The 3,951-nt window shown below is 62.5% G+C and carries 5 protein-coding genes and 4 pseudogenes; 7 read left to right on the top strand and 2 right to left on the bottom strand.

What is annotated here, in order from left to right:
- The 3 genes from RT424_RS24100 to RT424_RS24090 form a co-directional block, all read left to right on the top strand.
- Positions 1-302: DUF455 family protein (locus RT424_RS24100; protein WP_313443386.1), on the top strand; the 302-nt coding region annotated here is incomplete at its 5' end.
- 145 nt (positions 303-447) lie between these two features.
- A complete protein-coding gene (locus RT424_RS24095) occupies positions 448-1,161 on the top strand; it encodes a M23 family metallopeptidase (protein WP_313443384.1) in 714 nt (237 codons plus the stop codon).
- Positions 1,162-1,505: 344 nt separating this feature from the next.
- Positions 1,506-1,673 carry a hypothetical protein gene (locus RT424_RS24090; protein ID WP_409521589.1) on the top strand — a complete coding sequence of 56 codons (168 nt, stop codon included), beginning with the start codon at positions 1,506-1,508 and terminating at the stop codon, positions 1,671-1,673.
- Here RT424_RS24090 and RT424_RS24085 read toward each other — a convergent pair.
- A pseudogene (locus tag RT424_RS24085) lies at positions 1,633-1,934 on the bottom strand (transposase); the annotation flags it as partial. The gene RT424_RS24090 and the pseudogene RT424_RS24085 overlap by 41 nt on opposite strands.
- 59 nt (positions 1,935-1,993) lie before the next feature.
- Between RT424_RS24085 and RT424_RS24620 the strand changes: the two are divergent.
- From RT424_RS24620 to RT424_RS24605, 4 genes and pseudogenes are all read left to right on the top strand, one after another.
- Positions 1,994-2,572, top strand: coding sequence for a transposase (locus tag RT424_RS24620; protein WP_409521588.1), 579 nt, complete (start codon positions 1,994-1,996; stop codon positions 2,570-2,572).
- 36 nt (positions 2,573-2,608) lie between these two features.
- Entirely contained in the window at positions 2,609-2,782 is a 174-nt protein-coding gene (locus tag RT424_RS24615) for a transposase (RefSeq protein WP_409521587.1), read from the top strand.
- Positions 2,703-3,281, top strand: a pseudogene (locus tag RT424_RS24610) (IS66 family transposase). Before RT424_RS24615 ends, RT424_RS24610 begins: the two are co-directional and overlap by 80 nt.
- Positions 3,266-3,322: pseudogene (locus RT424_RS24605) on the top strand (hypothetical protein); the annotation flags it as partial. The pseudogenes RT424_RS24610 and RT424_RS24605, both read left to right, overlap by 16 nt.
- A 21-nt stretch (positions 3,323-3,343) precedes the next feature.
- Here the strand turns inward: RT424_RS24605 and RT424_RS24070 are convergent.
- A pseudogene (locus tag RT424_RS24070) lies at positions 3,344-3,641 on the bottom strand (IS630 family transposase); the annotation flags it as partial.
- Between the last annotated feature and the right edge of the window lie 310 nt (positions 3,642-3,951).

Below are 3,951 nucleotides of genomic sequence, written 5' to 3'. Positions count from 1 at the left end.
TGGTGCTCGAAGCACGCGGCCTGGATGTCACTCCCGCTACGCTCCAACGCGTAAAGGCCAACGGCGACGAACGCGGAGCAACCATCCTCCAGCGAATCCTTGACGATGAAATCCGGCATGTTCGTTTCGGCGCAAATCATTTCGCCGACGTCGCCAAACGGTTGAACGAGGACCACGACGCCCTCTGGAAATCCCTGGTTTCCCGCCACTTTGGCGGGGCCGTTAAGCCGCCGTTCAACGACTCGGCGCGTCTCGCAGCCGGTTTATCGCGGGATCTCTACGCCAGTATTGCCTGTTCCTGATCCTTCGGGATAACTCGCAAGCAGAGACGGCGGGGGGTTCCGACCATCTCCAGAAAAGGGTTTGCGCGACGCGCTTTCATGCGTGTTCGTCATAGATACAAGCGTCGTGGCCTCAGGGTTCGCGGCGGATAACAAGGTATTGCGAGTGGTCGTAACGAAATTCTTCGCCAAGTTCCGCGCAGTGACCGGTGCCGTCGCCGTAGCAGGATCTCTTGTCGCCGCTCACCCGGCGATGGCCAACAGCAGCGCTGCCGCTGCCGACATTTCCGCTCCGCTTCGCTCGGCCCAGTCCGGCAACCAGGCGGCCGGCGGAGAAGACGAGCAGTTCCGCAATCTCTTCAGCTCCTGGCAGAACTTCGAGGAAACCGGCCTCGCTTCCGCCAAGGCCAAGCCCGCCATCCCCGGTGCTGCCAAGCTTAGCGCGGTCTCGATCCCTTCGCGTACCCCGCTTGAAGGTCTCAAGCTGACCAGCAGCTTCGGCATGCGTAACCACCCCATTCTCGGTGGCCGCCGCGCCCACAAGGGCATCGATCTCGGCGCCCCGATCGGCACCCCGATCTATGCCACCGCGGACGGCGTCGTCGGCAAAGCTGCCTGGTTCGGCGGCTACGGCCTCTACGTCTCGCTCGAGCACGGCGGGGACCTCGAAACCCGCTATGGCCACATGTCGCGCCTCAACGTTGCCGAAGGCCAGATGGTCCGCAAGGGCGACGTGATCGGCTTCGTCGGCACCACCGGCAACTCGACCGGCCCGCACCTCCATTACGAAGTCCGCGTGGACGGCCAGGCCGTCAACCCGATCCCCTACATGCAGGGCGATCGCATGGCCGCGGCAGAGAACGGCGCCACCGGCGGTTGATAGAGTTCCAGATCGGTCAGGTGACTGCGCAAAGACAGCCCGGCCAGAAATGATTTGGAGAGGAGGGAAGAGGCGGCCGAAAGGCCGCCTTTTCTTATGTCTGCGGCCGGAGTGCCCGCTGATAAGCCTTATTGCAGATCAGAATAGACTTCGACCATCACCTTCCCTCCGCGGAATGCACGCCTTGATGATTTACCTGTGGTGTCGAAGGTGGGGGCGTGGATTCCATCGGTGCTAGCGGTATGCAAGGCCGTCTGGGGGCGCAATCCGTAGGAGAAGCTGGACGCCGATCGCTTTGAGCTTGTCCGCCCAGCGCTGGGCGTTGCTTGCCGCCGAATACGGTTATGATGTTCAAGGCGCTGATCGTAGAGAAGCTTTATGGCCTGTCAGAACCTCAGGCCGAGTTTCAAATTCTCGATCGGCATATCTCCGGACGCCTCTTGCGGCTCGACCGCATGGGCCGCTCAGCCACACTGCCGAACGCTTATGGCTCGACAGATTGTCCATTATGATGACGTCACCGGGCCTCAGTTCGGGCACGAGAACCTGGGCCACGTAAGCCTCGAACCAATCGCCGTTGATAGGGCCATCCAGTACCATCGGCGCGACCATGCCGGTCATGCGCAGAGCGGCGACCACGTGGTGATCTTGCGGTGCTCGTGGGGGAACCATCTGCAGTCGCTCGCCTTGCCGCAGCGGCTATGGCTTCGGGTCATGTTGGTGGCGGTCCAGGCTTCATCAATGAAGGCCAGGCGTTCCGGTTCGAGATCAACCGTAAGCGGTGTTCCGGCATCACCTTGCCAGGCCTGGGCGCTGTGGTTGAACTGCGGGGATGGACAAGACCCGCCTTACGACCGCATTGGATACCGACATTGGTGTGCCTCTGAAGCCTGTCCGGCGGATTGAGGTTCTCGCTGGGATGGCAGGCCGCCGCCGCGTCTGGACACTGGAACAGAAGCTCGCGTTGGTCTCGGAGATGGAGCGCTGCGATAACGTCGCGGCCTTTGCTCGTGAGCGGGAGGTCAGCATGGCGCCACTGTACACATGGCGCAGGGAACTGCGTTACGCCATCGAGGCCGCCAAGCTTCCTCCACGCGAAGAGCCCATGTTTGTGCCGGTCGTGGGTGGGACGTCGCAGCCGAGCTCGCACGATCGTGCCGACCACCTTCCGCGTATTGGTTACACGCCGACCGCGCTATGGCTGCCGCTCATGCGAGGACGCGATCATCGAGGCACCGGCTCCGGGGCGCATCGTCGAGGGTGGCATCCCTACCGAAGCGCCGATCGCGCAGGTACTGGTTGCCAAGTACGCCGATCACCTGCCCCGCCCCGTCAGGCGCAGATCTACCCCAGTCAGGGCATCGATCTCGACCGTTCGACCTTGGCCGATTGGGTGGGCCGTGCGGCTTGATACTTGCGCCCCTAGCGCGATCACATCCTGGAGCGATTGCGACGATCCGAGCGGCTGTTTGCTGACGAGACGACCGCACCGGTGCTTGATCCCAGGCGGGGCCGGACCAAGACCGGCCAGCTCTGGGCCTATGTCCGCGACTATCGACCATGGGCCGGCGATGGTGGCCTACGTCTACGCAGCCGACCGCAAGGGCGGAGGCGCATCTAGGCGACTTCGCCGGCAACCTGCAGGCGATAGCTTTTGCGGCTATGCCGCCCTCACCAAGCGCCGGCAGCAGGTGAGTTTGGCTTTCTGCTGGGCACACGTGAGGCGTAAATTCTACGAGTCGGCCGACAACTCACCGGTCGCGACCGAGGCGCTGCGCCGGATCGCCATGCTCTACGCGATCGAGGACGAGGTTCGCAGCACCCTGGCAGAGCACCGCCGCGCAGTGCGCGCCGAACAGGCACGCGGCATCGTGGATGATCTGCACATCTACCTCAAGGCATGACTTCGTCAGATCAGCGCCAAAAGCAAGCTCGCCGACGCCATCCGCTACGCACTCGCCCGCTGTCCCGGGCTGTCACTGTTCCTCGATGACGGCCGCGTCGAGATGGATTCCAATACCGTCGAGCGATCGATCCGTCCGCTGGCCCTCAATCGCAAGAACGCGCTCTTCGCAGGCTCTGACGAGGGCACGACAACTGGGCGATCATCGCCACGCTGATCGAAAACTGCAAGATCTCCGGCATCAACCCGCATACCTGGCTGGCCGAGACGCTCGCCAAGCTTGCGCGTTATACCCCGGCGGGCGAAGAAGCGATGAAGTCCCGCTACCGAGACGATCAGGCCGGCTTCAGCCAGCGCCACCCGCAGTTCTTCCAGCAAAATGTCCTTCTGCGCCTCCCAGATGGAGAGGACTTCCGCCGCTCGCCCTCGATCCGGGGCCAACGCACATTGCCGCCTTGCGGCTTCGTCGCAAAGGTGCCGTGTCGCGCCGGATCGCCGTCGAGGCGGCAACGCCAAATCGCGCCGCCGCCCGGCAGCTCAATTCTTTATCGATCGCTGCAAAAAGCCGGGAGCGCAATCAATCAAAAGCGGGTCCGCCATCCATGCCAGCCTCGTTCATCAGCAAGGATTATGGATCACAACCAAATTGCAGGAAATCGCTGCCGATTCATATCGATCGAAATTCGCTCTAAATGACCGAGGCGCTATCTGACGAGCTCCATCGGGACGGTCGTCCGCGTGCGGGGCCGGGTAAGAATATTTGATATGTTGGGGAGGTGTCCGCCGGTGAATGTCGCCGGACGGAACGCGACGGTCGGATCGGGACTGGAAGTGGTTGCGGGGGTAGGATTTGAACCTACGACCTTCAGGTTATGAGCCTGACGAGC

Source organism: Novosphingobium sp., from assembly GCF_032093395.1.
Taxonomy (GTDB): Bacteria; Pseudomonadota; Alphaproteobacteria; order Sphingomonadales; family Sphingomonadaceae; genus Novosphingobium.
The sequence above is the reverse complement of the archived record's forward strand: the minus strand, read 5'-3'. Positions and strand labels throughout refer to the sequence as shown.